The organism is Haloparvum sedimenti (assembly GCF_001462205.1).
GTDB classification, from domain to species: Archaea; Halobacteriota; Halobacteria; order Halobacteriales; family Haloferacaceae; genus Haloparvum; species Haloparvum sedimenti.
This window is the reverse complement of the sequence record NZ_LKIR01000094.1, coordinates 1-5,222: the sequence shown is the minus strand read 5'-3', so window position 1 is coordinate 5,222 and position 5,222 is coordinate 1. Positions and strand designations below refer to the sequence as shown.

4 protein-coding genes and 1 pseudogene are annotated in these 5,222 nt (G+C 54.0%); 3 read left to right on the top strand and 2 right to left on the bottom strand.

Translation table 11 applies throughout. The annotated features are described in order from the left end of the window. Nucleotides 1-383: 383 nt before the first annotated feature. Nucleotides 384-860 (bottom strand): annotated as a pseudogene (locus AN233_RS06000) (DNA polymerase domain-containing protein); the annotation flags it as partial. Between the two features lie 38 nt (nucleotides 861-898). Here AN233_RS06000 and AN233_RS17685 point away from each other — a divergent pair. Next, nucleotides 899-1,732 carry a TIR domain-containing protein gene (locus AN233_RS17685; protein WP_218055062.1) on the top strand — a complete coding sequence of 278 codons (834 nt, stop codon included), beginning with the start codon at nucleotides 899-901 and terminating at the stop codon, nucleotides 1,730-1,732. Between the two features lie 212 nt (nucleotides 1,733-1,944). After that, the gene (locus tag AN233_RS16775) at nucleotides 1,945-2,634 is read left to right on the top strand and encodes a RipA family octameric membrane protein (RefSeq protein ID WP_125919988.1); all 690 of its coding nucleotides are present in this window, start codon (nucleotides 1,945-1,947) and stop codon (nucleotides 2,632-2,634) included. A gap of 180 nt (nucleotides 2,635-2,814) precedes the next feature. On the opposite strand, the gene AN233_RS05985 is transcribed toward AN233_RS16775, so the two are convergent. Then, nucleotides 2,815-3,630 (bottom strand): IS5 family transposase, encoded by an 816-nt coding sequence (locus AN233_RS05985; protein ID WP_080508380.1) that lies wholly within the window; start codon nucleotides 3,628-3,630, stop codon nucleotides 2,815-2,817. 133 nt (nucleotides 3,631-3,763) lie between these two features. On the opposite strand from AN233_RS05985, the gene AN233_RS16365 reads away from it, so the two are divergent. Further along, complete coding sequence (locus tag AN233_RS16365; RefSeq protein ID WP_218055061.1) at nucleotides 3,764-4,948, top strand: sensor histidine kinase; 1,185 nt, start codon at nucleotides 3,764-3,766, stop codon at nucleotides 4,946-4,948. The last annotated feature ends 274 nt before the right edge of the window (nucleotides 4,949-5,222 follow it).

Below are 5,222 nucleotides of genomic sequence, written 5' to 3'. Positions count from 1 at the left end.
GAAGCGGGAGATTTGCGTCATAGACAACCGCATTCTCTCGCTTCAACTCCTTTGATTTAGCGGCCTACCTCGCTGCTGTATGGCGATTCAACACAGCCATCTCAAGCAACCATGGTTTCTCAAATATATCCGATTCGTCTTCGCTATCCTCTTCGTCGACATTTAGTATCTCGTCGACGGTTGTTTGCGTGGAATCATTGTTTGGCATAAGCGGACCAATTCGCCCCATTCACATATAGGTTGTCCACCCTCGGTGTGATTGATTCACGTCTATTCACACTCCGGGGGGTGTTCCAGAGAGCAGGACCCCCCCAGAGTGTGAATGGGATCGACCTCGTCGCCAACTTGTGATTTTGCTCACCTCAGAAGAGAATTGAGACTACTCATCCGTTCCGGGCTGCTGTAAACTCCGTCAGCTCCACCTCCCGTGTCTCCGCGAGTCTCCGTCGAATATCTGTACGATCCCACCCCAGCGGCAACAGCACGCTCTCAATCGCTCGAACCAGCTGCGTCTCGTAGTACGAGGCGTCGTAGGTCTTGATTTCCTCGTGGGCGGGGGCGACCCGGTCTCGCGAGGATTTCTCGTCGTCAACGACCACGTATTCGATATCCTGGCCCGGGTGGACTGCAAGTTCCTGCTCGCAGGCTCGCTTCAAGGCGGCCACGTTCTGTGTATTCTGTGAGTAGCCTTCCAAGGGCTTGGAGACACGATTCCGCTCGACGAGCCGCTCTACTGCTACGTTGCCCGCCTGCAGTTCGTCGATTGCTCGTTCGAGCCGGTCGAGACAGTCCCGCTGGACGTCCTCGATGAACGGCGGGGTTGAGCGCTGTCGGGCTTCGATGCCTGAATAGCAAATATCCCCTTGGGTTTAAATATCCAAATTGCGATGTATCGCCTGTGACACCCAACGAAAACGACCCTGTCACCAACGTGCCGACCGTCGAGGTGCAAAGCCCCACCGGAAGCCTTGACGTGAATGCCCTTATCAAATCAAACGGGGAAGACGATCCGTTTGCTGGCCTGTTCGAGGATACTACTGGAGGCTCCGATACGACATCCGTTCCAACCACGAACCAACAAAACACCGATGTCGTCGATCTCGGAAAAGACCTCCTCGCCGGATATGCCGACTGGAAAGGTGGACAAGTTGATCATGATCCACACGACGATCCACTTCGTTACCTTTGGCACGACGCCCCTGAACTCATTATCGCTGCTGCTGTGGCAGGCTATTTCACATACAAGGGCGCTCAAGGACTTGGTGGCCTAGTTTCATCTGGTTCAACAACAGATGAGACCGGCACGTCGACGCAGCCGCGTCTCCCTCTGGAAGATCGGCCGTATCGGGTGTTTGTGAGTCACTCGTGGAAGTACTCTGAAGAGCGTGAACGTATTGAGGAGTTCCTCGATGATGAAAATCGGCTGGACTGGCAGAACTTCAGTGTCCCAGAGGACGATCCGATGGAGTTTGAAGATAAGAATGATCTTCGTCAGCAGCTCTATCAGCAGGTTGGGCAGGCAAATGTGGTTGTCGTCGTCGCTGGGATGTACGTCTCGCACAGCGAGTGGATTGAGGAGGAGATTGAGATGGCTGACCATTTCGAGAAACCCATTATCGGTGTGCGACCGAACGGGAACGAGCGGCTTCCAGTAGTGGTAAAGGAGGAAGCCAATGAGATCGTCGGTTGGCGGCAGAAGTCTATCGTGAACGCCATCGCGAAGCATGCATAATCTACCCTCGAACGAGTATGGCCCAATGCAGGGGGATGGCTGTATACGATCTTCACCCAGACGGCCAGAGCGTGATAAGGCGCTCATCAATCAGTACGGGTACTACGCAGAAAGCGTAATGGCGACCGAACAGCGTTTGGATCTGAACTGTTTCGACGGTCCCCTATTCTTAGAATGGCGCAAAGCATCATTCGCCGACACCTTAGCGGAATATGTCTGAATCAACTGACGAGAGCGAGCCGAATAATGCAAATCTTGGCGAAAATACCGAGGACAAAGACACGCCTGAAACAGAGCCGGAACACCCCGAAGAGGTTACTGGGGGAGATCCGGCCGAATCGGCTGAGCCCAATGCCGTAGAGAATGGGCCGTTAACGAATCTGAACGACGAAGAGACGGATCGCTTGATGGATCAATACATCCACTATGGGGAGGTGGCAATCGAGACTGCGAATCAGCGGGTTCAGATGAACCGATTTTTCGGCTTGATTTTGACGTCGATACTAGCCGGACTCTTCGCTCTCGCCCGAGGAAATTTGACGACTACGAGTGCTGCAATCGTTCTATTCGCCTCTGGATTTGGAAGTCTGATCTGTTACTTTTGGTATCAGAGTTTACAGTCGTATCGCCGGCTGAACAAGACCCGATATGCTATTCTCAACCAAATCGAATCTGCCCTTCCTGTCCGAATGTATCTTGATGAATGGCGATACCTCAAGCGGGAAAAGCCCGATCCGGAAATCGTTGAGCCCCGACCTGATAACGACCCAGATCACCGCTCGCATACGATTGTCGAACAGTGGTTTGTCCGTCTCCTTGCCGCTGGATATTTTACTGTCGGAGGATACGCTGGCGGGTTCATTCTAACTTGCCTTGTTGAACGCAAGACTGCGTCGGGGTAGGGCCGATAACTCACGGTTTCACGGTGTCAAAGACTGGTTCTTACACTCAGAAGATGCAGTAGCTGCCGCTGGCGGTGGTCGTCAAAGGGTCAAAACTATGGTATCTTACTCCCTTGATCAGGTGACGACGGCGATGCCTCTCCCAAATACGTCCGGAGAAGGGGGAGCAGGCGGCGAGCCCTAACTCGCCGCCTGCGTCAGGTTATGGATGATGCACTTCCGTGTGAGCTCCCGGAACTGGCCGTGCCAGCTCCGGGAGCGCAACTTCTCGCCGTCGTCTTCCTTCAACTGCGAGAAGCCAGTTTCACTCATCCAGCGCTGATTGTAGTCATCGTTCATTCGGGCGTTGTGGGCTTTCTGCAACGGTGTCTGTTCCCTGTGCTTGATCAGTGGTCGCGTTGACTCGGAGCGACACTCCTCACGGAGGTCGCTCCACGAATAGTTCGCGTCAGCAGACAGCACCCGCAGGTCTTCCGCGTTCCGGCGGAAGACCTGCATCCCGATGTGGCCGTCCCACGCTTTCTGCGTCGTGAAATGAACGTCCTTGATCGCCAGCGAATTCACGTCGATCAAGATCGTCGTCTTCATCGAGTGGAACGAGTAATTTGCGCGGTCGCGGTAGTGGTAGCTAGTTTGATCGCGCTGGAAGCCACTCGCGTCAATCGCAGCTTCACCACTCCAGCCCGCCTGCTCCGCACTTCGGCGGAGCAGGCGGCGGAGTTCACGCATTCGGTACTCGTTTTCCCACCGACAAAACGAGCTGTAGTGTGGTGCTTCGGTAAGATCAAACACGGCGAGGACGCCGGGCATCTCGTTGAGGTAATCTTCGGTCTCACGGAGACTTTTCTCCAGTTCGACGCGATACAGAATCAACGCGATCTGCACCCACTCGGCGTACCCGTCCGCGCCGTCCGGCGCGGCGGGTACGTCCGGATCCTCAACATGCTGTTTGGCAAGGTCTCGACACATCCAGGCAAGCCGTCTGAGCGATGCCATATCGCCAGACGGCGTCCATTTCCCGGTTAATCTGGCGGAATATCGCAGTAAGAACGTCTGAAGCGACCGTCAATCAGCGGCAAAACAAGGCAGACTATCATATGCCGCCATCGCTGTCGGATTCTTCGTACTGATGGAGCGGTTCCATCATACTGGCAGTGACAGCCGTCCGCTCGTCGTGCTCGTTGGACTCTCAGGCCTCCCAGCTGTTGCAACGATTATCGGCGGTCAGGTCGACTGGCTGCTCCCATTAATGTATGAGCCACCTGGCGTCGCCCTCTTCGCCGTTGGAACGCTCTTCTTCTACAGACAGCGGTTTGAGGCAATCCGATTAACCGGAGAGTCAGATAAACCCGCAATCTTCCTCGACCAAGAAACCCGAATCCAGGATTATAATCAAGCGGCTCGCAAGCTCTTCCCAGCCCTTGAGGATTCGTTTGGCGAACCGCTTGAAGCTGTGAATACAGCACTCGCGGATCATCTCACCAAGCAAGATATCCTGGCAATAACGCAGGATGGTGATACCCGGTATTACGATGTGTCGAGCACACCTTTCTTAGCAGGTGAGGTAACGACCGGCCAATTAGTGACGGTTACCGACGTAACTGAACGCGAGTCATATCGACAGCGACTCGAAGAGAAAACCGAACAACTCGAGGCCCTAAATCGCGTGGTTCGGCACGACATCCGGAACGATATGACCGTGATTCTCGGATGGGCCGAGATCCTCAAAGACCATATCGACGAAGATGGGGAAGACGCTCTGGACCGAGTGTTACAGAAGTCCCAGCACGTAATTCAGTTCACAGAGGTCGCACGTGAGTTCGTTGAATCACTCTCGGAAGAAGGAACAGCTGAATTAGAAGAAATCCAGCTTCAGCCACTTCTTGACGCTGAGCTCGCTGCAGTACGTGATTCGTTCCCGAACGCACAGTTTCACGTATCGGGTGAACTCTGCGACGTGTCGGTACAGGCAAACGAGATGCTTTCTTCGGTTTTCCGGAATATCCTCGAGAATGCGGTCCGACACAACGACAAAGAGACCCCTGAGATTACCGTCTCCTGTGAAGAGAACTCAGAGACTGTCCGGTACCGGATTGCAGATAATGGACCTGGCATTCCTGACCAACAGAAAGAACAAATCTTCGGTAAAGGGGAGAAAGGATTGGACAGTCCAGGATCGGGGATTGGTCTATATCTCGTCCATCTCCTGACGGACCAATTCGGTGGTGACGTGTGGGTCGAGGACAACGACCCAACTGGTTCAGTCTTCGTCGTCGAACTGCCTATCCATAAACCGTCGAATAAGACGTCTTAGTACTGAATTTCAGTATATCCTAGTCGGCGAGCCGTCGCTTCCAAAAAGTGGGGGTGGCTGCCATACGACTCGCGAGGATCGCCCCTTGAGTCGCCGTTCCGATCAATATCCGGAATGAGTGAGTGCGGACATTCAAATACCGAGTCGGGACCAAACTGAGTGACTCAATCCCCTCAGAAGGCCGTGTTTAATCGCTAGATAGCGTCGGATCAGGTCGTCAGAGTAAGGGAGTTGAAGCGGGAGAGTCGAAGTTGTGCCTACGAAAATCTCCCGC